General features: G+C 71.6%; 20 protein-coding genes and 2 tRNA genes. 14 read left to right on the top strand and 8 right to left on the bottom strand.

What is annotated here, in order from left to right; genetic code table 11:
• Window positions 1–96 precede the first annotated feature (96 nt).
• The 5 genes from ACFVQG_RS10830 to ACFVQG_RS10850 all read left to right on the top strand — a co-directional run bounded on the left by ACFVQG_RS10830 (window position 97) and on the right by ACFVQG_RS10850 (window position 5,616).
• Window positions 97–1,203, top strand: coding sequence for a bifunctional MaoC family dehydratase N-terminal/OB-fold nucleic acid binding domain-containing protein (locus ACFVQG_RS10830; protein WP_383379374.1), 1,107 nt, complete (start codon window positions 97–99; stop codon window positions 1,201–1,203).
• 14 nt (window positions 1,204–1,217) lie between these two features.
• Complete coding sequence (locus ACFVQG_RS10835; RefSeq protein ID WP_383379780.1) at window positions 1,218–1,610, top strand: MaoC/PaaZ C-terminal domain-containing protein; 393 nt, start codon at window positions 1,218–1,220, stop codon at window positions 1,608–1,610.
• The gene (locus ACFVQG_RS10840) at window positions 1,607–2,758 is read left to right on the top strand and encodes a lipid-transfer protein (RefSeq protein WP_383379377.1); all 1,152 of its coding nucleotides are present in this window, start codon (window positions 1,607–1,609) and stop codon (window positions 2,756–2,758) included. The genes ACFVQG_RS10835 and ACFVQG_RS10840 overlap by 4 nt, the downstream gene beginning before the upstream one ends.
• Window positions 2,759–3,157: 399 nt before the next feature.
• Window positions 3,158–3,763: a SigE family RNA polymerase sigma factor gene (locus ACFVQG_RS10845; RefSeq protein WP_383379380.1), complete on the top strand. Its 606-nt coding sequence runs from the start codon at window positions 3,158–3,160 to the stop codon at window positions 3,761–3,763.
• A 161-nt stretch (window positions 3,764–3,924) separates the two neighbouring features.
• A complete protein-coding gene (locus ACFVQG_RS10850) occupies window positions 3,925–5,616 on the top strand; it encodes a long-chain fatty acid--CoA ligase (RefSeq protein WP_383379383.1) in 1,692 nt (563 codons plus the stop codon).
• A gap of 177 nt (window positions 5,617–5,793) precedes the next feature.
• Here ACFVQG_RS10850 and ACFVQG_RS10855 read toward each other — a convergent pair whose 3' ends face one another.
• The gene (locus ACFVQG_RS10855; RefSeq protein ID WP_383379386.1) at window positions 5,794–6,780 is read right to left on the bottom strand and encodes a hypothetical protein; all 987 of its coding nucleotides are present in this window, start codon (window positions 6,778–6,780) and stop codon (window positions 5,794–5,796) included.
• A gap of 224 nt (window positions 6,781–7,004) precedes the next feature.
• Between ACFVQG_RS10855 and ACFVQG_RS10860 the strand changes: the two genes are divergently transcribed.
• Window positions 7,005–7,346: a peptidase inhibitor family I36 protein gene (locus ACFVQG_RS10860; RefSeq protein ID WP_383379389.1), complete on the top strand. Its 342-nt coding sequence runs from the start codon at window positions 7,005–7,007 to the stop codon at window positions 7,344–7,346.
• Window positions 7,347–7,614: 268 nt separating this feature from the next.
• On the opposite strand, the gene ACFVQG_RS10865 is transcribed toward ACFVQG_RS10860, so the two are convergent.
• Complete coding sequence (locus ACFVQG_RS10865) at window positions 7,615–8,787, bottom strand: MFS transporter (RefSeq protein ID WP_383379783.1); 1,173 nt, start codon at window positions 8,785–8,787, stop codon at window positions 7,615–7,617.
• Window positions 8,788–8,942: 155 nt separating this feature from the next.
• Between ACFVQG_RS10865 and ACFVQG_RS10870 the strand changes: the two genes are divergently transcribed.
• Window positions 8,943–9,521, top strand: coding sequence for a TetR family transcriptional regulator (locus ACFVQG_RS10870; RefSeq protein ID WP_383379392.1), 579 nt, complete (start codon window positions 8,943–8,945; stop codon window positions 9,519–9,521).
• A gap of 66 nt (window positions 9,522–9,587) precedes the next feature.
• Here ACFVQG_RS10870 and ACFVQG_RS10875 read toward each other — a convergent pair whose 3' ends face one another.
• Both ACFVQG_RS10875 and ACFVQG_RS10880 read right to left on the bottom strand, forming a co-directional pair.
• Window positions 9,588–13,721 (bottom strand): PAS domain-containing protein, encoded by a 4,134-nt coding sequence (locus tag ACFVQG_RS10875; RefSeq protein ID WP_383379395.1) that lies wholly within the window; start codon window positions 13,719–13,721, stop codon window positions 9,588–9,590.
• Between the two features lie 339 nt (window positions 13,722–14,060).
• On the bottom strand, window positions 14,061–14,621 hold the full coding sequence (locus ACFVQG_RS10880) for a hypothetical protein (protein WP_383379398.1): 561 nt from the start codon (window positions 14,619–14,621) through the stop codon (window positions 14,061–14,063).
• Between the two features lie 193 nt (window positions 14,622–14,814).
• Here ACFVQG_RS10880 and ACFVQG_RS10885 point away from each other — a divergent pair.
• From ACFVQG_RS10885 to ACFVQG_RS10895, 3 genes are all read left to right on the top strand, one after another.
• Window positions 14,815–14,905 (top strand) — tRNA-Ser (locus tag ACFVQG_RS10885).
• A gap of 195 nt (window positions 14,906–15,100) precedes the next feature.
• A tRNA-Arg gene (locus ACFVQG_RS10890) sits at window positions 15,101–15,173 on the top strand.
• Window positions 15,174–15,455: 282 nt separating this feature from the next.
• The gene (locus ACFVQG_RS10895; protein ID WP_383379401.1) at window positions 15,456–16,181 is read left to right on the top strand and encodes an alpha/beta hydrolase; all 726 of its coding nucleotides are present in this window, start codon (window positions 15,456–15,458) and stop codon (window positions 16,179–16,181) included.
• Window positions 16,182–16,207: 26 nt separating this feature from the next.
• On the opposite strand, the gene ACFVQG_RS10900 is transcribed toward ACFVQG_RS10895, so the two are convergent.
• Together ACFVQG_RS10900 and ACFVQG_RS10905 are read right to left on the bottom strand one after the other, a co-directional pair.
• Window positions 16,208–17,470: a lanthionine synthetase LanC family protein gene (locus ACFVQG_RS10900; protein ID WP_383379404.1), complete on the bottom strand. Its 1,263-nt coding sequence runs from the start codon at window positions 17,468–17,470 to the stop codon at window positions 16,208–16,210.
• Window positions 17,471–17,549: 79 nt separating this feature from the next.
• On the bottom strand, window positions 17,550–17,837 hold the full coding sequence (locus ACFVQG_RS10905; protein WP_383379407.1) for a hypothetical protein: 288 nt from the start codon (window positions 17,835–17,837) through the stop codon (window positions 17,550–17,552).
• A gap of 373 nt (window positions 17,838–18,210) precedes the next feature.
• On the opposite strand from ACFVQG_RS10905, the gene ACFVQG_RS10910 reads away from it, so the two are divergent.
• Entirely contained in the window at window positions 18,211–18,459 is a 249-nt protein-coding gene (locus ACFVQG_RS10910) for a GntR family transcriptional regulator (RefSeq protein WP_383379410.1), read from the top strand.
• A gap of 56 nt (window positions 18,460–18,515) precedes the next feature.
• Here the strand turns inward: ACFVQG_RS10910 and ACFVQG_RS10915 are convergent, their stop codons facing one another.
• Window positions 18,516–19,967, bottom strand: a complete 1,452-nt coding sequence (locus tag ACFVQG_RS10915) for an MFS transporter (protein WP_383379413.1) — start codon at window positions 19,965–19,967, stop codon at window positions 18,516–18,518.
• A 93-nt stretch (window positions 19,968–20,060) separates the two neighbouring features.
• Complete coding sequence (locus ACFVQG_RS10920; protein WP_383379417.1) at window positions 20,061–20,546, bottom strand: MarR family winged helix-turn-helix transcriptional regulator; 486 nt, start codon at window positions 20,544–20,546, stop codon at window positions 20,061–20,063.
• 98 nt (window positions 20,547–20,644) lie between these two features.
• Here ACFVQG_RS10920 and ACFVQG_RS10925 point away from each other — a divergent pair, with 98 nt between their 5' ends.
• The 3 genes from ACFVQG_RS10925 to ACFVQG_RS10935 all read left to right on the top strand — a co-directional run bounded on the left by ACFVQG_RS10925 (window position 20,645) and on the right by ACFVQG_RS10935 (window position 24,120).
• Window positions 20,645–21,661, top strand: coding sequence for a DUF2797 domain-containing protein (locus ACFVQG_RS10925; RefSeq protein ID WP_383379420.1), 1,017 nt, complete (start codon window positions 20,645–20,647; stop codon window positions 21,659–21,661).
• Between the two features lie 123 nt (window positions 21,662–21,784).
• Window positions 21,785–22,525, top strand: a complete 741-nt coding sequence (locus ACFVQG_RS10930; RefSeq protein ID WP_383379423.1) for a response regulator transcription factor — start codon at window positions 21,785–21,787, stop codon at window positions 22,523–22,525.
• Window positions 22,522–24,120, top strand: coding sequence for an ATP-binding protein (locus tag ACFVQG_RS10935; protein WP_383379426.1), 1,599 nt, complete (start codon window positions 22,522–22,524; stop codon window positions 24,118–24,120). Before ACFVQG_RS10930 ends, ACFVQG_RS10935 begins: the two co-directional genes overlap by 4 nt.
• Window positions 24,121–24,125 lie beyond the last annotated feature (5 nt).

Here is a 24,125-nt window from a genome sequence, read left to right on the forward strand (position 1 = left end):
CGGCGGTGCTTCGGCGCCGCCGCGCAGGCGTTCGTGAGGCCCGGCCTGCGGGCACCCGCCTTGACAGGGGTCTGTATCTGACGGACAGTCAGATGTGTGTCCTACGACCCTCTCGCCGCGCGTCTGAAGGCCTACGAAGGGCAGCCCGCCACCGTCGCCGGGGTCGGCAGGGATCCCGTCAACCTGCCCATGATCCGGCACTGGTGCGAGGCCATCGGTGACACCAATCCCGCTTACCGCGGGCCTGACGCCGTCGCGCCGCCCGCCATGCTTCAGGTGTGGATCATGGGTGGTCTCTCCGGTCACTCCGATCTCTCCGGCCACTCTGATCTCTCCGGTCTCCCCAGTTACTCCGGCCACTCTGATCTCTCCGGTCTCCCCAGTTACTCCGGTCTCTCCGGTCTCTCCGGTCTTCCCGGTCACTCCGGCGACTCGAACGGTTCCGGTTCCGGCCGCGGTCCCCGTAGCCCCGCCTACGACGACCTCCTCGCCCTCCTCGACGCCGCTGGCTGCACCTCCGTCGTCGCCACCGACTGCGAGCAGGAGTATCTGCGCCCTCTGCGCCCCGGCGACGAGATCACCTTCGACTCGGTCATCGAGTCCGTGTCGGAACGGAAAGCGACCCGCCTCGGCACCGGTTACTTCGTCACCACGCGGACCGACATCCGCAGCGGGAACGGCCACGGGAACGGCCACGGCCACGGCCACGGGCACGGCCACGGTAGTGAAGTCGTCGGTACTCACCGCTTCCGCATCCTCAAATACGCGCCCCGCCCCTCCCCACCCGCGAGCCCCCGCCCCCGCTCCCGTCCCCGCCCCGTCATCAACCGCGACAACCAGGGCTTCTGGGACGGCGTACGACAGCACCGCCTGCTCATCCAGCGCTGCACCGCCTGCCGGACCCTGCGGTTCCCCTGGCTGCCGGGGTGCAACGACTGCGGTGGCCTCGACTGGGACACCGTGGCCGCGGCCGGTGACGGCACCGTGTACTCGTACGTCGTCCTCCACCATCCGCCCTTCCCGGCCTTCGACCCGCCGTACGCCGTCGTGCTCGTCGAACTCGCAGAAGGTGTGCGGATGGTGAGCAACGTGGTCGGGGTGCCGTACGACAAGGTGCGGATCGGGATGCCGGTGCGGGTGGTGTTCCGGGAGTACGAGGAGGGGCTGGTGTTGCCGGTGTGCGAGGAGGTGGTCACCTCATGACGTCCCAGGAGGGCATGACACCCGGTAGCGAACTCGCCCCCCTCACCATTCCCGTCACCCGTACCCTCATCGTCGCCGGAGCCCTCGCCTCCCGCGACTACCAGGCCGTGCACCACGACCCCGAGGCGGCGCGGCAGAGTGGTACGCCGGATGTCTTCATGAACATCCTGACCACCAATGGGCTGGTGGCGCGGTACGTCACCGACCGGCTGGGGGCGGGTGCGGTGCTCCGCAAGGTGGCGATCAGGCTCGGCGCCCCCAACCACCCCGGCGACACGCTCGTCCTCACCGGCGTCGTCGCGGAGGTCGACGGGGACACGGCCGTGGTGCGGGTCACCGGTGAGAACCGCATCGGCAGGCACGTCACCGGCACGGTGACCGTCACCCTCGGAGGACCACCGGCATGAGCGGCCTCGCGAGCACCGCCGTCGTCGGCATCGGCGCCACCGACTTCTCCAAGGACTCCGGGCGCAGTGAGCTGTCGCTGGCCGTCGAGGCCGTGCGCGCGGCGCTCGACGACGCCGGGCTGGCACCGGCGGACGTCGACGGCATGGTGACCTTCACCATGGACACCAGCCCCGAGATCACCGTCGCTCAGGCGGCGGGGATCGGTGAGCTGTCCTTCTTCTCACGGGTGCACTACGGCGGTGGCGCGGCCTGCGCCACCGTGCAGCAGGCGGCGCTCGCGGTGGCGGCGGGGATGGCGGAGGTGGTCGTCTGCTACCGGGCGTTCAATGAACGTTCGGGGCGCCGCTTCGGTTCCGGCGTCCGGCACCGGGAGCCGTCGGCGGAGGGCGTGGCGCTCGGCTGGGTGATGCCGTTCGGGCTGCTCACCCCGGCCTCCTGGGTGGCGATGGCGGCCCAGCGGTACCTGCACCGCTACGGGCTGACCCCGGAGGCGGCGTTCGGGCCGGTCGCGGTCAATGCGCGCCGGTACGCGGCCACCAACCCGGCGGCCTACTTCCACGGCCGCCCGATCACCCTCGCCGACCACGCCGCCTCCCGCTGGATCGCCGAACCGCTGCGGCTGCTGGACTGCTGCCAGGAGACCGACGGCGGCCAGGCCCTCGTCGTCACCTCGGTGGAACGGGCCCGCGCGCTGCGCCGACCGCCCGCCGTGATCGCGGCCGCGGCCCAGGGGGCGGGACGGGCGCAGGAGCAGATGACCAGCTTCTACCGCGACGACCTGACCGGGCTGCCGGAGACGGCCGTGGTCGCCCGGCAGCTCTGGCGCACCGCCCGCCTCACGCCCGCCGACATCGACGTGGGCATCCTCTACGACCACTTCACCCCGTTCGTGCTGATGCAACTGGAGGAGTACGGCTTCTGCGGGCGCGGCGAGGCGGCGGGGTACGTCGCCGAGGCCGGGCTGCCGCTGAACACGCACGGCGGTCAGCTCGGGGAGGCGTATCTGCACGGCATGAACGGCATCGCGGAGGGGGTACGGCAGATTCGCGGCACCTCCGTGAACCAGGTCCCCGGGGCCGGGCGGGTGCTGGTGACGGCCGGGGCGGGGGTGCCGACGTCGGGGCTCGTCCTTACGGATGACGGGTGAGGGGCTCCTGAGGGCACCTGAGAGCTTTTGAGAGCCCTTGAGAGCCCTTGAGAGCCCTTGAGAGCCCCGAAGGGCTGTAGGGGACTGCCCACCCCCGGCCCGATACCGGGACCAAGCCCCGGCCCGATACCGGGACCAAGCCCCGGCCCGATACCGGGACCAAGCCCCGGCCCAACACCGGGATCACCCCCCGGCCCAATACCGGGACCGCCCCCCCGCCAATCCCCAGCTACCTAAGGGCTCCCTCAGGGATCCCCCAGGAGTCGACCCGTAGTACCCGTCCCCCTCCAGTCCACCTACAGGAGGTGCAGCCAGCACCACCACTACAACCTGAGGGGGACTCGTCTTCAGGACCTCCGGCCGATCCGCCCGCGTGGGTCTCGCTCCTAGCGTTGAGCCATGACCACACCCGTCTGCACCAGCGCTTCGGAGGCCGCCCCTGCGGCGAGGCAGACCCCTTCCACGATCCCCGTCGGCCACTCGACCCCGCACGCCTACGCGTCGTACCCGTCCTTCTCCTCCTACGTCCGCGCCCGCCAGCCCGTGCTCCTGCGCACCGCCCGCTCGCTGACCGCGAACCCGTGCGACGCCGAGGACCTGCTCCAGACCGCGCTGGCCAAGACGTACGTCGCCTGGGAGCGCATCGAGGACCACCGTGCGCTCGACGGCTATGTGCGCCGCGCGCTGCTCAACACCCGCACCTCCCAGTGGCGCAAGCGCAAGGTCGACGAGTTCGCCTGCGACGAACTGCCCGAGCCGGAGCCGGTCCCCGGCACGGCGGGCGACCCGGCCGAGCGGCAGGCGCTGCACGACGCGATGTGGCGGGCGATCATGCGGCTGCCCGCGCGACAGCGCGCCATGGTAGTTCTCAGGTACTACGAGGACCTCAGCGAGGCCCAGACGGCCGAAGTGCTCGATGTCTCCGTGGGCACGGTGAAGTCAGCCGTGTCGAGGGCGCTCGGCAAGCTTCGTGACGATCCTGAGCTGGGGTTTGTTCGATCCTGAGCCGACCTGCTCGCTAATGGTCCGTAACGTGACCTGATCGATCAGCCCCGGACTAGTGACATACCGCGCGGTATGCGCGCAGAATCAGCGCAACCCATTACTGCCGCGTAGGAAACGGTGCCGGGCAGGCGCCCGGATCCGCGCAGGCGGTCGCGTAGGCAATGTCGCCCGGGAGGAACGCCGTGCTGAGCACCATGCAGGATGTACCGCTGCTGATCTCGAGGATCCTGACCCATGGGTCGACGATCCACGGCACATCGCAGGTGACCACCTGGACAGGTGAGGGCGAACCACACCGCCGCAGCTTCGCCGAGATCGGCACCCGTTCCGCACAGCTCGCGCACGCCCTGCGCGACGACCTGGGGGTGGCTCCCGACGACCGGGTGGCGACCCTGGCCTGGAACAACGCCGAGCACGTCGAGGCCTACTTCGCGATCCCCTCCATGGGCGCGGTCCTGCACACCCTCAACCTCCGGCTGCCCCCCGAGCAGCTCGCCTGGATCGTCAACCACGCGGCCGACCGCGTCGTCATCGCCAACGGCACCCTGCTCCCCCTCCTCGCGCCCCTCCTGCCGCACCTCAAGACCGTCGAGCACGTCGTCGTCTTCGGCGTCGGCGACCGCGCGCCGCTGGCCGAGGCCGCGGCCCAAAACCAGGTCCAGGTGCACGAGTACGAGGACCTGATCGCGGGCAAGCCGACCACGTACGACTGGCCGGAGCTGGACGAACGCCAGGCCGCCGCCATGTGCTACACCTCCGGCACCACCGGCGACCCCAAGGGCGTGGTCTACAGCCACCGCTCCATCTACCTGCACTCCATGCAGGTCAACATGGCCCAGTCGATGGGCCTGACCGACCAGGACACCTCGCTCGTGGTCGTCCCCCAGTTCCACGTCAACGCCTGGGGTCTGCCGCACGCCACCTTCATGACCGGCGTGAACATGCTGATGCCGGATCGTTTCCTCCAGCCCGCGCCGCTCGCCGAGATGATCGAGAGCGAGAAGCCGACGCACGCCGCCGCCGTCCCCACCATCTGGCAGGGCCTGCTCGCCGAGCTGACCGCCAAGCCGCGTGACGTCTCCTCCCTCGGCCAGGTCACCATCGGCGGCTCCGCCTGCCCGCCCTCCCTCATGGAGGCGTTCGACCAGCTGGGCATGCGGGTCTGCCACGCCTGGGGCATGACGGAGACCTCCCCGCTCGGCACGATCGCCCGGCCGCCCGCCCACGCGGTCGGCACCGACGAGGAGTTCGGCTACCGTCTCACCCAGGGCCGCTTCCCGGCGAGCGTCGAGGCCCGCCTCACCGGCCCCGGCGGCGAACGCCTCCCCTGGGACGGCGAGTCGGCGGGCGAGCTGGAGGTCCGCGGACCCTGGATCGCGGGCGCCTACTACAACGGCCCCGACGCCGAAGCCCTGCGCCCCGCCGACAAGTTCAGCGAGGACGGCTGGCTGAAGACGGGCGACGTCGGCACCATCTCCCCCGACGGCTTCCTCACCCTCACCGACCGCGCCAAGGACGTCATCAAGTCCGGCGGCGAGTGGATCTCCTCGGTCGAGCTGGAGAACGCGCTGATGGCCCACCCCGAGGTCGCCGAGGCCGCCGTCGTCGCCGTCCCCGACGAGAAGTGGGGCGAGCGCCCGCTGGCCACGGTCGTCCTCAAGGAGGGCTCCAGCGCCGACTTCGAGACCCTGCGCACCTTCCTCACCGAGCAGGGCAAGATCGCCAAGTGGCAGCTTCCGGAGCGCTGGACGGTCATCGAGTCCGTGCCGAAGACCAGCGTGGGCAAGTTCGACAAGAAGGTGCTGCGCAGGCAGTACGCGCAGGGCGAGCTGGACGTCACCCGGCTCGGCTGACGCACGCGGCCTGACGATGAGCTGAGCCTCCGTTCCCGCAGCGGAGGCTCAGCCGTTCCCGTACCGGAGGCTCGGCCGTTCCCGTACCGGAGGTTCGGCCGTTCCCCGTACCGGAGGTTCGGCCGTTCCCCGCCGGGACCGGCTCTGCCGCTCCCGGCGCGTCAGCAGGCGTCGGCCCTACGGCCGTTCGATCTCCTCGGCCACCACCGCACTCAGCTTCTTCAATATCCGCTGCTTACGCTCCCACGCGGCATCGAGCACGGCCTTGTGCTCCTTGATGATGTCCCGCTGATGACCGAACTCGACTGCCGACCGCGTTTCGATGTAGCCGGTCTTCTCTTTGCACTTGACATCGGCCTCGGCCGCGCGGATCTCCGCCTTGGAGGGCGCGGGGAAGAACGGGGTCGGACTTTCCCCGGACGTCTTCTGCGTCCGCCAGGTGCGGTCGTCCACGGCCGCGAGCGGGTCCGCATAACTCATGCCGGACTTCTTCATGCAGTCGCTCCACCGCCGGTTCAGTTCCGTGACCCTGGGGTCCTTCCCGGTGGTGGCCGAAGCCTTCCAGAACAGATCCTGTACGGTCATCATGTCCTCGTTGAGCCGGTCCGCCTCCGCTTTCCGACGGGCCTCTCCACTGCACCCACCCTCGGGCAGCCCGGGCGGCAGAACGACATTTTCACCACCCTTTTCCTCGCCCTTTTCCCCACCCTTTCCATCGCCCTTTCCATTCCCTTCCTCTTCGGGACCGGAATAGACTGAGCGCGCCGCCGCGGTGATGGATTTCTCCTTGGCGTCGTACTCACGCCGGAAGGCGATGGCTTCCGCCTTGCTGACTCCGTCGGGCAGTGGCGGCTTGTAGCCGTACACGCGCACCGACTCCAGATCGGTGACCCCGTACTTCCGGGCGTTGTCCGGAATGCCGGGCGTCGGCTTGTACTCGGGCCAGCTCTGGTCGTATTTCGCCATACAGCGATTGACCAGGATGCTGATGGCGAGGTCGACGGTCTGGCGTTCCTTGGAGTCCGTCTTGAACTTGTCCAGGGGGAATGTCTTGGGGGCGTGGGCAAAAGAGCTGCCGGTGGCCTGCGCGTTGTCGTCCTGCCTGGCCGGTGGCTCCTGCTGTCCGGTGCAGGCCGTGGCGAAAAGCGAGATACCGGCCGCCATGAGGGCGGAGGCGTACAGTGCCGCGTTTTGCCTCTTTTGCACGCTCTGACCTTTTCGTTTTCGGGTTTCGGCTGGTGACTTCCGGCTGTTGACTTCCGACTGCGACGATGATCATATGCTGTCGGCAGTCTCTGCCCGACACCGCCTCAGAAAGGGGCCAAGTGAAGAGGAAACGCGGCGCTCTCGCGATTGCACTGTTGACCGCCACCTCCCTTTTCGGATCGATGGCTTCCGCGCAGGCCGCCAGTTATGACGGCTCCTGCGACTACGACGAAGCCTGCCTTTACCGGAACCTGGACTACACGGGTGGCGTGTACGACACCCTGTTCAGCAAGACGTCGTACACGGGCACGTACTACGGCACCACGGTCGCCGTGGACAACACCGTTAGCTCTGCCAGGAACAAGGACCCGAACAACAACCTGTGGCTGTACCAGTACAACAACTGGGCGGGCGACAGCTGGGGACTTCCGGCCGGTGCCTCCACCAATTTCAGCGGCAGCTTCGAGAACAAGCCTTCGTCGCACTGCTGGAGCGGAGCGACGGCGGGTTGCCCGGCAGGATGACGCGGGGCTCCTCGCATCATCACGGAAGGGCGTCGTAAAGCGCCCAGGTGGTGAAAGAACTCGTCCCCGGTCGCATTCGCCGACCGGGGACGCATTCTTTCATTCAGAGAATCCCCGCTGTCCTGTTCGCGCGATGAGCGATGCGCGATGCGCGATGCGCGATGCGCGATGCGCGTTGGCGGAACAGGCGGAACAGGCGGAACAGGCGAGACAGGCGGAACCGGCGGAACCGGCGGAACCGGCGGAACGGGCGGAACGGGAGCCCTGCTCACCGCCCCCTCCCCCCGAAGGCGCTGCCACCCCACCCCACCACCAACCACACCCCCGCCACCGCGCACACCCCGCCCCAGCCCCAGTGGCCGAAGGCGGGGCCCGCGGCGGCCGAGGCGAGGGCGCCACCGGCGAAACCGGAGACGACGTAGGCCGTGTTGGCGGTGGCCGGGGTGGAGGTGGTGGTCAGGGCGAGGGTCTGGTTGGCCACGTGCGAGGCGACCAGCGCGGCGTGCACGGCGACCGCCGCCAGGACCAGCGCCCACAGGGCCCGGCCACCCGCCCAGAACAGTGGCACGGAGGCGGCGGCCACCAGATACGCCGACCGCACGACCTTCGCCGCGCCGAACCGGTCCACCAGCCCGCCCGCCAGCGGCGCCACCGCGCTCGCGGTGAGCCCGAAGAGGCCGAAGAGACCGGCGGTCGCGGTGGACAGGTGGTACGGCGCCCCGGTCAGCAGCAGCGCGAGCGAGGTCCACACCGCGCTCCACGCCCCGAACATCCCGGCCTGCCGCAGACTCGCCCGCCACAGGTCGGGTGAGTGCCGCACGAGCCCGGGCAGCGCGGCGATCCCGGCGAACACCCCGCCGGTACGGGGACGCCGAGCCGTCGGCAGCACGGCGGCGGTCACCGCCCCGAGCGCCAGGGTCAGCACGGCCGCCCCCGCGAACACCCACCGCCAGCCGAAGGCCTGCCCGGCCAGTCCGCCGAGCACGCGGGCGGCGACGATGCCGGTGAACAGGCCCGCGATGACGGCGGCGACATGCCGGGCGCGCCGGGCGGCGGGGGCGCGTTCGGCGACCAGCGGCACGAGGAGCTGCGGGATGACGGTCGCGGCCGAGGTGACGAACACCGCGACGGCGAGTGCACCGGTGCCGGGCGCGGCGGCACTGGCGGCCAGCGCGACCGTGGTGACCAGCGTCAGCGCGCCGACCAGGCGACGCCGGTTGACGCCGTCACCGAGCGGGGCGAAGAACAGCAGCCCGACCGCGTAGCCGAGCTGGGCGACGGAGGCGATCCAGGCCACGGCGGACGGGGTCGAGCCGAAGTCGCGCGCGATGAGGGTGAGCAGCGGGGCGGCGAGATAGATGTTGGCGGCCGTGACGGCGCTGCACACGGCGATCAGGATGAGGAAGAGGGTGGTGCGGGGTGTGGCGGTGGCGGTGGCCATGCTGGGGCCCGCCGTAGTGGGGCTCTTGGTCGTCGCTCGCATGAGTAACCATTTAGTTGGTACGGCTGTGGGCTGCCGAGTCTGCGCTTGAGGATCGCTCTTGTCAACCAAACCGTTGGTTACTTCCCTGTGTTCCCTGCCCTACCCTGTCCCCCATGGCAGTAAGGGACCCCGAGGCCACCAAGGCCCGGATCTTCCAGGCGGCGATCGACGAGTTCGCCCGGCACGGCATCGCGGGCGCGCGGATCGACCGCATCGCGGGCACGGCGAAGGCCAACAAGCAGCTGATCTACGCCTACTTCGGCAACAAGGCCGAGCTGTTCACCCAGGTGCTCGACAAGTGCATGCTCGACCTCGCCGTCTCCGTCCCCGTCGACCCCGACGACATCGAGGGCTGGCTGGACCGGCTGATGGACTACCACGCCGCCCACCCCGAACTCCTGCGCCTGCTTTTCTGGGAGGGCCTGGAGTACGGCACCACCGAACTGCCCGACGAGACCGAACGCCAGGAGCACTACGCCCGTAAGGTCGCCACCCTCCAGGACGGCCAGGACCGCGGCGTCGTCAGCGCCGCCATCCCGGCCCGCGACCTGCTGTTCCTGCTGGTCGCGATGGCCAACTGGGCGGCCGTCGTCCCCCAGATGAAACGCGTCCTGGTGGGCGCGGAGGACAGCGACGGCGACCGGCTGCGCGCCTCGATCAAGGAGGCGGCGAGGCGGCTGACGGCGCTCTGAGGAGCGTCTGTTGGTTGGTGCGTCTGTTGGTGTGCCAGTTGGTGCGTCTTGGTGCGTCTTGGTGCGTCAGTTGGTACCGATCCGCGCCAGCAGCTCCACGATCCGGGCCTGCACCTCCGCGCTGGTGGACCGCTCCGCGAGGAACAGCACCGTCTCACCGGACGCCAGCCGCGGCAGGTCGGCCTGGTCGACGGCGGCGGTGTAGACGACCAGCGGGGTGCGGTTGAGCTGCCCGTTCGCGCGCAGCCAGTCGATGATCCCGGCGAACCCGGGCTGTCGCCGGTGCACCTGCATCAGGTCCATCACCACGAGGTTCGGCCGGAACTGCCCGGCGAGCGTCACCGCGTCCGCGTCGCTCGCGGCCCGCGCCACCTGCATCCCGCGCCGCTCCAGCGTCGCCGTCAGCGCCAGCGCGATCTCCGCGTGCTCCTCGATGAGCAGCACCCGCGGCGGGTGCTGCTCACTGTCCCGGGGGGCCAGCGCCTTCAGCAGGACGGCGGGATCGGCGCCGTACGCAGCCTCGCGCGTCGCCTGTCCGAGCCCCGCCGTGACCATCACCGGCACCTCGGCGGCCACCGCGGCCTGCCGCAGCGACTGGAGGGCCGTACGCGTGATGGGCCCGGTCAGCGGGTCGACGAACAGCGCGGCCGGGAACGCCGCGATCTGCGCGTCCACCTCCTCGCGCGAGTGCACGATCACCGGCCGGTAGCCGCGGTCGCTCAGCGCCTGCTGCGTGCTGACGTCCGGCGCGGGCCACACCAGCAGCCGCCGCGGGTTGTCCAGCGGCTCCGGGGGCAGCTCGTCGTCCACCGGCAGCGGTCGCGGCGGATCCGCCACCTCGACGGCGCCGCCCGGCCCGTCCAGCGGTTCGGGCCCCTCGGCGGCGTTCTTGTCCGGTGCGCCTATCGCGTACGACCGTCCGATCCCCTCGGACGCCTGCGCGGGCACGGGCGCGGGCCGCTGGGACGGGGCAGGGGTCGGCTCGGCCGTCGTCGGATGCGGACGGGCGCCCTGCTCGGGACGCTCCGTGCCGCGCCCGGCGGCGGGATCCGGCGGCGTACCCAGCTTGCGGCGGCGCCCGGAGCCGCCCGGCTGATGCGGGGGAGGCGTACCGACCGCGCCACCGGCGGGCTGCTGCTGCACCTGCGCCGCCTGCCGCGTGAACGGCACTCCCTGCCCCAGCGTGCGCACGCTGATCGCGCGCCCCTGCGTGGAGTTCGGGTCCACGGGAGCCGCCTCCGCGACCGGCGCCGCGGCCTCGGCGGGCAGGGGCTGCGCCACCCGGGGCTGGGCGGGGGCGTTCTCCGGGGGGAGCGGCGTGCCGGGAGCGGGCGTCGACGTCGCGGCGGGGGCCGGGGGTACGGCCGTAGGGGCGTCGGCCACCGCGGGGAGCGGCTGCGCGGGGACGACCGGAGCGTCCGGTTCCGCCCCTGCCCGCCGACGGCGCCCGGTGGGCGCGCTGGTGGGATGCGGCTGGGGCGGCGTGTGGTCGTCGCTCTGGTCATGGGGTACGGCGTCATGGCGCCCGTCGTCCGCCGCGGCACCGGCGCCGTCGGCCACCGCCACGGGGCCGGGGATTTGGGCGGGTACCGGCGCGGGGCCGGGGACCTGGGCGGGTACCGGTGCGGGCATCTCTGCGGCGGCCGGGGGCCGGTCGGCGTCGGCGGGCGGCAGGGCGAACACCGTGCGCGGGCTCGCCTCCTGCGCGGCGGCACGCTCCTGCGCCGCGGCGAGGGCACGCCGACGGCGCCCGGCGGGCTGACCGTCCTCGCCGGTGTCGGCGGCGTCCGCGTCGGAAGGCGCGGTGGGGGCGGGCAGCGCGGCGGGCAGGGCGTGCTGCTGCTGGGGCTGCGGTTGCTGGGGGATGGGCTGCGGCGGCGCCAACTGGGGCTGACCAGGTAGAGGTTGGGCGGACTGGGGCTGACCGGGCTGAGGTGGGGCAGGCTGCGGCGGCGCGAGCTGGGGCTGCTGTTGCTGTACGGGCTGCGGCGGCGCCAGTTGTGGCTGCTGCGGCTGTGGATCGGTAGCGCGCCGCGCACGCCGTCCCCCACCCGCGGGCACGCCCTGCGGCGGAACGGTGCCGCCGAGCCCGGTACCGGAAGCCGCGGCGCCCGCGGCATGCTCGGCGGCGGTGACGACGGCACCCTCGGAGACACCGGCGACCCCGGCGGCCCCCACCGCCTCGGGAAGGGCCAGGGCACCGCCGCCCCCGGCGGCATCCTCGGCGGGCCGCCCACGCCGCCGCCCGGTCCCCCCACCGGCGGGGGCGACCTCGGGCGCGGCGGGTACCTGCGGCTCGGCCGCGTCCTCGGCAGCCGCCGCACGCCGACGCCGACGCCCGGTCGGCTGCGCGTCCTCGGTACCGGCACCCGCACCGGTACCGCCCGCGACCTCGCTCTCCAGGAAGGCGTCCGTGGAGGCCCGCCGGGCACGCCGACGCCCACCGCCTCCGGAGGTCGCCGATTCCATGGCCGTATCGGCACCGGCCCCGGCGACGGCCGGAAGCGCGTCCGGTGTCGCCGCGGGCACCACCCCGGCGCCACCCCCGATCGGCACCTCGAGGACGTAGGCACTGCCGCTCATCCCCGGGACGTCGTGCGTCTGGAGCACCCCGCCGTGGGCCCGCACGATCCCACGCACGATCGGCTCGTGGACGGCGTCTCCCCCGGCGTACGGCCCGCGCACCTCGATCCGTACGGACTCGCCGCGCTGCGCCGCCGCCACCACGACGGTGTTGTCCAGATAACCGCCCGTGGACACGGGCGTGTTGCCGGTCGCGTCGACCCCGGCGACATCGGCGACGAGGTGGGCGAGCGCGGTGGCCAGCAGCCGGGGATCGACCTCGGCCTCTATGGGCGGCGCGTGCACGGCGAACTGCACCCGCCCGGGCCCGATCAGCTCGACCGCCCCGTCCACACCGGCGGTGACGACGGAGTCCAGCATCACCTTCGTACGGGCGATCCCACCGCCCCCGGCGTCGAGCTGCTGGTACCCGAGGACGTTGTCGATGAGAGTGGTGATCCGCGAGTAACCGGCCGACAGGTGGTGGAGCACCTGGTTGGCCTCGGGCCACAGCTGCCCGGCGTCGTCCGCGGCCAGCGCGGCCAGCTCGCGCCGCAACTCGTCGAGGGGTCCGCGCAGCGACCGCCCGAGCAGCGTCAGCAACTGGTCGTGCCGTCCGGCGAGGGCCTCGTAGCGGTCCTTCTCCCGCTCACCGAGGGCTGCGTACCGCTCCTCGCCCGCCGCCAGTTCCTCGGCGTGCTGCTCGCGCAGCTCCTCCAGCTCGGTGACGTGCTGCTGGCGCAGGGCGGTGAGGTCGGAGGCGTGCTCCTCGGCGAGCCGCTCCAGCTCCTCGGCGTGCCGCTTCTCCAGCGCCTCCTTCTCCTCGAGGAGCGCGTCGTAGGGCCGCCGGTCGTTGAAGGTCATCACGGCGCCGACCAGCTGGTCCCCGTCGCGCACGGGCGCGGTGGTCAGGTCGACGGGCAGCTTGTCGCCGTTCTTCGCCCACAGCACCTGCCCGCGCACCCGGTGCTTGCGCCCGGAGCGGAGCGTGTCGGCGAGCGGGGACTCGCCGTACGGGAAGGGCGAGCCGTCGGCGCGGGAGTGCAGGATGAGGTTGTGCAGCTCCTTGCCGCCGAGTTCGCTGGCCCGGTAGCCCAGTATCTGGGCGGCGGCCGGGTTGACGAGCACCACGCGTCCGTCGGTGTCGGTCCCGACGACGCCCTCGGAGGCCGCGCGCAGGATCATCTCGGTCTGCCGCTGCGACCGGGCGAGTTCCGCCTCGGTGTCGACGGTGCCGGACAGATCGCGTACGACGAGCATCAGCAGTTCGTCGGAGGTGTACCCGTGATTGTCGTACGCCTGTTGGCCCGGGTTCTCCAGATTGGCGCTGGTGACCTCGACCGGGAACTCGCTGCCGTCGGTCCGCCGCGCGATCATCCGCGTCGGCTTGGTCCGGGCCCGTGGGTCGATGTGGTCGGGGCGCCGCATGGAGCCCGGGATCAGCTTCGAGTCGAACTGCGGCAGCAGATCCAGCAGGCCCCGCCCCACCAGTGCGGTTCCCGGCGCCTCGAAGGCCTCCAGGGCGATGGTGTTGGCGTTGACGACCGTCCCGTTGGCGTTGACCAGTACCAACGCGTCGGGCAGCGCGTCCAGTATGGCTGCGAGGCGAGCAGCGCCTCGGGATGGCCTGCTGCTCACGAGACGCTTCCTCCCTGTTACCGCACCTAGCCGACCGCTCGGGCCATCTTGCCAACCGGCCCGCGACGTGTCACGCGAGGGAGTCTAAGGGCTGGTGCTGCGGTCGCGACGCTGGATGAGAGAGAGGTCGCACGACCCGGTGACACGGGGCGGGCCGGGACCGGCGCGGCGTCGGGGCCACACCGGCGCGGCATCGGGGCCGCACCAGGGCCCTCCGCGGGCACCCCGCGGGGCGTCCCGCGGAGGACTCTTCCGACGCCTCTACAGACGCCTCTTCCGACGCCTCCTCAGGGACGTCGCGAAACCTCTACGGAACGCCCGCCACCTGACCCAAGCCCCTCACCGGCGCAGATCGGGCAGAAGCGGCACCAACCGATCCCACCGCCCGATCTGGCACCCGTCACTCCGATCGAACACGGCATCGACGGCTCGCCCGCCCCATGTCCCGGTGACACGCGCGGTGGCGGGCCCGCCGTACTGCATGGTGCACACGCTCCCGGTCGGCACGGGCCCGAAGGCGTCACCGCCCCGCACCGAGTTCCGCTCGACGGCCCGACAGGCCCCGCCGGGGTCGGGATGACTGCTCCGCACCCCACGATCCGCGCCTCGGCCCCGGCAGTACACCTCATACGTCCCATCCACCTCACCCCCCGCATCCCGCACGATCACCTTCAGATGACCACTGGCACCACCGACACCACCGACACCACCGACACCACCGACACCACCGACACCACCGACACCAGTGGCACTACTGACAGCACTGACGTCACGGACGACGGCATGCGCGGTGGGAAGGGCACCGAACGGAAGTCCGACGGAAACGGTCCCGACGGCGACAAGGGGAGCGATGGCACGGACGGCCCGACTGGGCAACCGGCTGAGCGAGAGGTAGGACATGTCCTGCCTAACGCCCCAGGCGCTCCGGCGTTGCGCGGGACATCCGCCGCGAGGCGCCCACCGGCAGAAACTCCCAGGAACGGCTTTGCCCTGCGGCCCACCTGCCTAGTACCGTAGGGGTCGATTGGTGACACCCCGCTCGGCTGTGTCATCATCTGCACGCACCATTCGCGCTCGCGCGAGCGGTTGTGCTGGAGGCGTCGCCTAGTCCGGTCTATGGCGCCGCACTGCTAATGCGGTTTGGGGTTTACCCCCCATCGAGGGTTCAAATCCCTCCGCCTCCGCGCGTGATCCCCGAAGCCCCGGCCCAGCGGCCGGGGCTTCGCCGTTCCCCGGACAAGGCCTCGAAGCGTGTTTTCGCAGCTCACAAGGGGTAGAGCAAACGGATTTCACATGACGGCGGCAGTCATGTAATGTTCTTCCTGTCGCCGCGAGCGGGCCGGAAGGGCCGGGAGCGAGGACAGGAAAACAGAACACAAGCACTCGTAGCTTAACGGATAGAGCATCTGACTACGGATCAGAAGGTTGCAGGTTCGAATCCTGCCGAGTGCGCATCGATCGAAGGCCCCGGATCACTCCGGGGCCTTTGGGTTTTGCCATGGTTGAACCTCTGGTTGAACCTCGCCCCGTCGCATCCGGCCAGCCCCGCGGCCTCCGCGGAAACCCGTTGGCGACCCCGCCACGACCGCTGCTACGTTTCCGAAGGCCGTGCGAGAGAACGAGGAGGTGGTACCCGTGAACGCTGTATCGACATGGGTGCTCCCCTCTGGGGTCACGGTCGGGCGATAGGTCGTCCGGGAGCGCCGTCTGTGAGCACTCCCGGAAGGCACGACCATGCGATTCACCGACGAACAGCGCCTCGACGACGGCGTCCTCGAGCGCGAGTTCATCCTTGGCGAGATCCCCGGCACCCTGTGGACGTTCGGCGCCGGACCGGCCCCGCTGGTTCTGATGGCCCACAACAACGGGCTGCCCAAGGCGGACCCCCGGCTGGTGGCCCGGGCCCGGTACACCGCGGCGCGTGGCTACGCGGTTGCCACCATCGACGCCGCCGGGTGCGGTGAGCGGCCCCGTTCCGCCGCCGATGAGCGGGTCCGCGCCGACCTTCGCCGGGCGCTGCAGGCGGGCGAGCCGGTCGACGAGATCTTCGAGGCGCTCATCGGTCCGATGGTCGAGAGCGCGGTGCCGGAATGGCGGACGACCCTGGACGCCCTCCTTGAGCTGCCCGAGATCGGTGGCGGCCCGGTCGGGTACTCCGGCGGGTGGGCCGCCCTCGGCATCCGGCTGGCGGTCGCCGAGCCGCGCATCGCGGCCGCGACCTTCTTCGCCGGGGGGTATGTGCCCCGCGCCCAGCGTGAGGAGGCGCGGCAGGTGACCATTCCGCTGCTGTTCCTGCTCCAGTGGGACGACGAGGGGAACCCCCGGCAACGGGCCCTGGACCTGTTCGACGCGTTCGGCAGCGAGGAGAAGACACTGCACGCCAACCCGGGCGGGCACACCGGCACTCCGTGGTTCGAGCTGGAGGACGGGTGCCGGTTCCTGGACCGGCATCTGAAGTGAGGCCGGGCGGGACCTGCTGACGTCCGTCAGCCCTGCGACTGTGGGGTGGACGACCCCCGCACCGGCGGCTGGTCCGGCCAGGTGACCGCGTATCGGGGGTCGTTCTCGCGGCTCAGCCGTACGAAGCGCAGGAGTTCGCGGACGATGCCCGCGTTGCCCATCGCCCAGCCGGTGTGGGGTGCGAGGTCGCTCGGGGTGGTCCGGTGCTCGACGTTGGACCAGCGGGCGCCGTCGGTGTCCCGGATGGCGCGGGCGGTGAGGTCGGCGACGAGGACGTGGGCGAAGTCGTCTGCGTCCCGCTGTTCGGCGATGCGGTCGCAGGCCAGGGCGAGGACGCCCGCGGTGCCGCAGCAGCGGCCGTTGTTGTCCCAGAAGCCGGGGCGCAGCCGCTGGGGCAGGCCGGAGTGGGTGATTGTGTGCCAGCAGCGGTCGGCGAGGTGCGTCCAGACGGGGTCGGCCGTGGTGTCCCGCAGCTGCCGGAAGGCCTGTGCGTCGCCTGCCGGGCCGTGGCACCAGCCGTAGCTGACGGGCTCGATGACATCGGGGCGGTACTGCGGGGTGGAGTGCCGCACCAGAAAGCCCTCCGGGCCCGCCGTGTCCCGTGCCACGACGTCCGCCGCACCGGCCAGCGCCAGCTCGACCAGGTCCGTACGGCCGGTGGCCCCGCCTACTCGGGCGAGCGCCAGGACGATGCCGAGGGTGCCGTGCGAGACGTGGTGCATCCGGGCGTCGGTGCCGGGGCGGTGCGGCCACTGGACGCCCGCAGGGGTGTGCTCCGCCGTGCGCAGATACGGCTCCAAGGCGAGGGCCGCCAGTTCGGGATCGTCTGCCAGGAGCGCGCCGAGGCCGATTCCCGCGTTGCCGCCCATCAGCTCGAACAGTTCGCCCCAGCGCGTCCCGTCGAAGTGTGACCGTACGAGTGCCAGTGCTCGGTCCGCGGCGGCGTCGGCGGTCCTGTCGCCGAGTTCCCGGTGCAGGGTCCGCAGGATCAGGGCGATTCCGGTACGGCCGAAGTAGAGGGAGTCGTCATCGACGCCCGCCGCCGAGTCCACGAGCGTGCGGGCCGCGCGCAGGGCCGTGTCGGCGTAGGCGCCGTCGTCGAAGTGCCTCCAGGCCTCCAGGAGTACGGGCACCACACCGGCCGTACCGTCGTAGAGCATCGGGCCGGGCGCCCAGGCGAGGCCACCGTCCGCGGTCTCGTGCGCTGCCGTGGTCAGCCACCGCAGTCCCTCCACCGCGAGTTCCTCGACTTCGTCGACCGTCACGGCTGCGGCTTCCGGTGGCGTCATGGGCCCACCCTCGCACGACCTGGAGGAGAGAGGCCTCCGAGGGTCCTCGTCGGCCTCTTGATCTCCCTTCGTACGGCGTTCAGTTGGAGCGGTTCAGCCGGTGGCCGCGGCTCTCCGCGATGCGGAGGGCGTCGTGGAGGGCCGTGGTCAGGTGTGCGGCGAGGGAGCGGACGTCGCTGGGTGGGATGTCGGGGAGCAGAGCGCGGGCGTGGGTGACGAGGTCCCTGGCCATGCCCAGTTGGATCGACTCCGTGGCGTCGGCCAGGCGGGACAGCGCGCTGTGGCCGCCGTCGTCCGTGATCAGGTAGCAGGGCTTGTCCTCCGGGCCGGACCAGGGCAGGAGGCGGGAGGTGGGGCGCGGTTCCATCACGCGGGGGCCTCCGTGCAGTAGGCGAGGAGGTAGGGGCGGATGGGGCGGGTTGCGGTGGCGTCCAATGGGGTGTTCGCCTCCAGGCTGTAGGGGCTTTGGGGTGGTGGGAGGGGGGTCATGAAGGGTTGGGGGGTCGGTCGCGGGGGGTGCGGGGGCGTGGGCGCGGGTTCCAGCAGGGCTGCCGCCCAGGTGAGGAAGCGGTGGACAGGGCTGGGCATGTCATCAGCTCCGGTGGGGTTCTGGCTGGTGGCCGTGCCCCGGGACGGTGACGACCGTCGCGGGGTGTGGTGTGGATCAGAGTATGACAGGGATGCTAGGCATGCTAGGGGTGCTATGAATCGCACAGGAGTCTAGGTGTGCGCATGCTGGGGTGGTGATCGCATTCGTTCCCGATGTTCCCCGCTGGCGCCAGGTGGCCGAGGTCGTGCGTGGGCGGATCGCTGACGGTACCTATCCCCCGCGTGCTCGCGTGCCCTCGGTCGTGCAGCTCACCGCCGAGTTCGGTATCGCCAACGCGACGGCGCACAAGGTGCTTCGCGCGTTGCGGGAGGAGGGGCTGACGTACACCGAGCCCGGTCTTGGGTCGTTCGTTGCCGGGCCGTCCGAGGGTGAGGTGTGAGACGTACGCGAAGGCCCCGGGACCCCCCATCAGGGTCCCGGGGCCTTCCGTTTCGCTCACGCGCGCGGGCCCCGCAAGGTCGTCCACGCCACCGCCATCGCCGTCGCGATGAGCCCCGTGCCCACCGCGAACGCCAGGTGGTAGCCGGATGTCAGGGCCTCGGGGCGGGGGGTGCCCTCGGTGAGGAGGGTGTCCGTGCGGGCGGCGGCCAAGGTGGAGAGGACCGCTACGCCGAGGGCCATGCCGATCTGCTGGGTGGTGTTGAAGAGGCCGGACGCGAGTCCGGCGTCGTCCGGGCCCGCGCCCGACATGCCGAGGGACGTCAGGGCGGGGAGGGCGAGGCCGAAACCGGCGGCGAGGAGCATGACCGGGAACAGGTCCGTGAGGTAGTCGGCGTCGGAGGGGAGGCGGGTCAGGGCGGCCAGGAGGGCCGTCAGCAGGGTGAGGCCCACGAGCAGGACCCGGCGTTCTCCGAAGCGGGCGTTGAGGCGGGCCGAGACGCCGAGGGAGACCGCGCCGATCACGACCGCCGCGGGGAGCATCGCGAGGCCGGTTTCCAGTGCGCCGTAGGCGAGGACCTGCTGGAGGTGCAGGGCCACCAGGACCTGGAAGGAGAACAGGGCCGCCACCATCAGGATCTGGACCAGGTTCGCCCCGACCACGTTGCGGGAGCGCAGGAGGCGGAGCGGCATCAGTGGGGTGCGCGCCTTTGACTGGCGTACCGCGAAGCCCGTCAGCAACAGCAGGGACAGGGCGCCCAGGGTGAGGGTGCGCGGGGCCGTCCAGCCCGTCTGCTCGACCTGGACCACCGTGTAGATGCCGAGCATCAGGCCGCCGGTGATCAGCAGCGCGCCCAGCGCGTCGGCGCCCGCCCGCAGGCCCAGGCCGCGGTCGCCGGGGAGGGCGTACGCGCCGACGGCGAGGGCGGCGAGGCCGATGGGCAGGTTGATGTAGAAGATCCAGTGCCAGTCGAGGGCGTCGGTCAGCACGCCGCCCAGGACCTGGCCGATCGACGCGCCCGCCGCGCCGGTGAAGCTGAACACCGCTATCGCGCGGGCCCGTTCCCCCGGTTCGGGGAAGAGCGTGACCAGGATGCCCAGGCCCACCGCCGAGGCCATCGCGCTGCCGATGCCCTGGAGGAAGCGGGCGGCGATGAGGACGGCGGGGGTCGTCGCCGCGCCTGCCAGGAGTGACGCGGCCGTGAAGACCGCCGTACCGGTCAGGAACATGCGCTTGCGGCCGATGAGGTCGCCCACCCGGCCCGCCAGGAGCAGCAGGCTGCCGAAGGCGATCAGGTAGGAGTTCACCACCCAGCTCAGGCCCGCCGGGGTGAAGCCGAGGTCCTGCTGGATGGCGGGCATTGCGACCGTCACGATGCTGCCGTCCAGGATGATCATGAGCATGCCCGTGGCGATCACGCCCAGGGCCAGGTTCCGGGAGCGGCGTGCGGGTGGGGTGCTCGGAGCGGGTTTCGTGGAGGTGGCGGGCGTGAGTGGTTCAGCGGACATGGTCTCCCCCTGTTCGTCCTTCATGGCGACAGTAGAGACCGTAGCAGATGGTTTTGTTGCAGACTATTTGTTTCCGACCTAGCAGGTCGGGGCTCAGTTGCGCTGGCGCGGCCTCCTCGCCCCCTGTGGGGCCTCCGCCGGGGTGCCCAGGCGGCCCGTCGCCAGGCGGTTCATCAGGCCCACGAACAACTCGCGCTCCTGCGGGGCCAGTTCCTCCAGCGCCTCGCGGTGGACCCGGTCCACGATGTCCTGGCTGGCCCGCGCCACCCGCGCGCCCTCCTCCGTCACCGCGATGATCCGGGCCCGGCGGTCCTTGCTCGACGGGCGGCGCTCGGCCAGGCCCGACTTCTCCAGGGCGTCCACCGTGGACACCATCGTCGTCTTGTCCATGTCGCCGATCTCGGCCAACTGGATCTGCGTGCGCTCCTCCTCCAGGGCGTGCACCAGGACGCAGTGCATACGGGGGGTGAGGTCGATCTCCGCCAGCGCGGCGGCCATACGGGTGCGCAGGACGTGACTGGTGTGGTCGAGGAGGTAGGAGAGGTCCGGTTCGGTGCGGGAAGGGGCCATGGCTGTCATGGATTCAGGGTACGGCGGGTGGGTTGGTTGCGGATTATCCGGAGGCTGACATTCGCCGGGCGGGGCGTTGTCAGTGGTGCCGCCTACTCTCGTGAGTGATGGCACAGACATGGAAGTGCTCGGGGCTGCGGTGGGTGTCGGGGCGCCCCGTGCTGGCCTGGGACGGGGGGCGGACGAGTGAGCTGGCCTGGGGGAAGCGGGTGGCCTTCCGGGTGGTCGAGGGGGGTGAGCGGGGCTGTGTGGGGGCGCGGGGGAACCCCTGTCCGGTGCGGGCCGTCGTGTCGGGGCGCAGCACCGGGGGGCGGTGCGAGGAGTGCGGGCGCCTGGACCGGGCGCACTCGGTCGCGGCCGATACGGTCGCCGATGATCCCCGGCCCTACCACGTGTACCTGGCCTGGTTTGGGCCCGGCATGGTCAAGGTCGGCATCACGGCCGTCGAGCGGGGGTCGGCGCGGCTGCTGGAGCAGGGGGCGGTCTGCTTCAGCTGGCTCGGCGCCGGGCCGTTGATGGCGGCCCGGCGGGCCGAGGAACTGCTGCGGGCCGCGCTGGGTGTGCCGGACCGGATTCCGTACGGCGCCAAGCGGGTGGTGCGGGCAGCGCTGCCCGAGGGGGAGGGGGAACGGGCCGAGGAGATACGGGGGTTGCACGCCCGCGCGGTCGAACTGCCCGCGTGGCCCGAGTCGTTGGTCAGGGAGCCGTACCGGGCCGTGGATCATGTGCGGGCGTTCGGGCTGGACGGGGCGCCGGGGGCTTACGGGGAGGTGAGTGAGCTGGTCGCCGGGGCGGTGGTGGACGGGGAGCTGGTGGCGGCCGCCGGGCCCGATCTGCATCTGACGGTCTCCGGATCGGGCGCGGTCGTCGTGCTCGACACGCGGCTGATGACGGGGTGGGAGCTGGCCCCCGTCACAGGGGGAGCCTCCGGCAGAGGTGGATTCCCCGGCACAGGTGGATCCTCTGGCACAGGGGGAGCCTCCGGCAGAGGTGAATTCCCCGGCACAGGTGGAACCTCCGGCACAGGTAAATCCCCCGGCACAGGTGGATCCCCGGGAGACATCGCCGTACCCGTCCGCCAGTTCAAGGAGGCCCCCACCCACCTCCAGGACGGCCTCTTCTGACCGGCCCCCGACAGCACGACGGGCCCCTCCACCGCCCCCGCCTGAGAGCCCCCTGTGGGTTTCTCAGACAAATCACAGCTTGCCGAAAGGACGTTCTCAGAGCCGATCGCCAGGGTGGTCGCCATGACCACGATCTCGCCCCAGGGGCGCACCGAACTGCTGAGGCCGGACGGGAGCCCCGTCCGGGTGCTTGTTGTGGACGACGAACTGTCCATCACGGAACTGCTGTCGATGGCCCTGCGCTACGAGGGCTGGCAGATCCGTACCGCGGGGGACGGGCACGGTGCCGTGCGGACCGCGCGGGAGTTCCGGCCGGACGCCGTCGTCCTGGACATGATGCTGCCCGACCTGGACGGGCTGGCCGTCCTCGGGCGGCTGCGGCGGGAACTGCCGGACGTGCCGGTGCTGTTCCTGACGGCCAAGGACGCGGTGGAGGACCGTATCGCCGGGCTCACCGCCGGTGGGGACGACTACGTCACCAAGCCGTTCTCCCTCGAAGAGGTCGTCGCACGGCTGCGCGGGCTGATCCGCCGGTCGGGGGCCGCCGACCGGCGCTCCGAGTCCATGCTGGTCGTCGGTGACCTCACCCTCGACGAGGACAGCCATGAGGTCACCCGCGGCGGGGACTCCATCCACCTCACCGCGACCGAATTCGAGCTGCTGCGCTTCCTGATGCGCAACCCGCGGCGCGTGCTCAGCAAGGCGCAGATCCTGGACCGCGTCTGGTCCTACGACTTCGGCGGGCAGGCCAATGTCGTCGAGCTGTACATCTCCTACCTGCGGCGGAAGATCGACGCCGGACGCGAGCCGATGATCCACACCCGGCGCGGCGCCGGTTACCTGATCAAGCCCGCGGCGTCATGAGCGGACGGCGACGACCGCGTACGCGGCGGCGGCGAGGACGACAGCCGCGCACCCTGCGGACGCGGCTCGTCGTCGCGTCCGTGCTGCTGATCGCCGTGGTCGGCGCGGTGATCGGCACGGTCACCACCCTCGCTCTGCGGTCGCATCTGTACGAGCAGCTCGACGGGCAGTTGCGGGAGGTGGCGGTTCGGGCGGAGGGCTTCGGCCCGCCCGGGGAGGTGAAGGGCGGCGCCGCCCCCGGCGAGGGACGGGGCATCGACCTCGACGACTTCGTCACCCGCGGCCCACAGCCCGAGGGCACCATCGCCGCCCTGATCCAGAACGGCACCGTGACCGAGGCCAGGATCGGGGAGAAGACCGACGACGGCCTGGACATGGAGGCCGAGCCGCTCACCGGGGCGCAGGCCGCCGCGCTCGCCACCGTCGCCCAGGAGCGCGAGGCCCCGCGCTCCGTGGACCTGCCCGGCCTCGGCGAGTACCGCGTCGAGTACACCAGCGGCCCCGACGGCAGTTACTACGTCGCCGTCCCCACCGCCGGTGTCACCGGCACCATCAACACCCTGATCCTCGTCGAGGTCAGCGTCACCGCCGCCGGTCTGATCGCCGCCTCCCTCGCCGGTGCCGCCATCGTCGGCGTCGCCGTGCGCCCGCTGCGCCGGGTCGCCGCCACCGCCACCCGGGTCTCCGAACTCCCCCTGCACAGCGGCGAGGTGAACCTCGACGAACGCGTCCCGGAGTCCGAGTGCGACCCGCACACCGAGGTCGGCCGCGTCGGCGCCGCCCTCAACCGCATGCTCGACCACGTCCACGGCGCGCTGCACGCCCGCCAGGAGAGCGAGACCCGGGTACGGCAGTTCGTCGCGGACGCCAGCCATGAGCTGCGCACCCCGCTCGCCTCCATCCGCGGCTACGCCGAGCTGACCCGGCGCGGCCGGGAGCGGGTCGGCCCCGACACCCGGCACGCCCTCGGGCGGATCGAGTCGGAGGCGGGCCGGATGACCCTGCTCGTGGAGGACCTGCTGCTGCTCGCCCGCCTGGACGCGGGCCGCCCCCTCCAGTTCCAGCGGACCGATCTCGTACCGCTCGTCATCGACACGGTGAGCGACGCGCGCGCCGCGGGCCGGGCCCACGTCTGGCGGCTCGACCTGCCCGACGAACCCGCCCTGGTCGCGGCGGACGCCGCCCGGCTGCAACAGGTCCTGGTCAATCTGCTGGCCAACGCCCGCACCCACACCCCACCCGGTACGACCGTCACCGCGCGGGTGCGCCGCGACGGGGACCGGCTGTGCGTGGACGTCCAGGACGACGGGCCGGGCATCCCGCCCGACCTGCTCCCCCATGTCTTCGAACGGTTCGCCCGCGGCGACTCCGCCCGCTCCCGCGCCACCGGCTCGACCGGCCTGGGCCTGGCCATCGTGCAGGCCGTGGTGACCGCGCACGGCGGCGCGGTGACCGTCGACAGCGTGCCCGGACGGACCGCGTTCACGGTCCACCTGCCCGCGTCCACTCCCGCGCCGCAGCCGTCGTACGCCTTCGAGGCCGCCTACTCACAGCCGCACCACAGCCTCACCACACAGGCCGAACAGGCCACTTGAGAACA

The sequence above is a fragment of the Streptomyces sp. NPDC057877 genome (assembly GCF_042796855.1).
In the GTDB taxonomy this organism is placed as follows: Bacteria; Actinomycetota; Actinomycetes; order Streptomycetales; family Streptomycetaceae; genus Streptomyces.